At 69.9% G+C, this 366-nt stretch carries 1 pseudogene; it reads right to left on the bottom strand.

Annotated features, from left to right (window positions below):
• Positions 1-366: pseudogene (locus AC1DY7_RS31450) on the bottom strand (HNH endonuclease); the annotation flags it as partial.

The following is a 366-nucleotide window of genomic DNA, read 5'->3' as shown; positions in this document are numbered from 1 at the left end:
AGTCCGTTGCGGGCGCTGGTGGGTCCGTGTGTGCGGTGCGGCTCGGCGTGGTCGCGGTGGCGGATGGGGGCGTCGCAGTAGGGGGTGCGGCAGGTTTGGTCGCGCAGTCCGATGAAGGCGGCCAACCCTTTCGGGAAGATCCGCGCTCGCGATTCCATGGCGACCAATTGACCGCTGTCGGGATGGCGGTAGAGGCGCCGCAGGGTGGTTTTGGTGGTGTCGTCGTGTGCGGCGTCGCTGACGAGGGTGCAGGCGAACCCGGCGGGCACGGGTCCGTAGCCGTCGAGCCAGGCGGGTTCGTCGTCGTCGCCGGCGAGGGTGGTGTCGGCCATCACGAGGTGCAGTGCGATCGGGGCGGGTTGTTCG

This window comes from Mycobacterium sp. P2_H7 (assembly GCF_056403275.1).
This window is presented reverse-complemented; position numbering and strand designations above follow the sequence as displayed.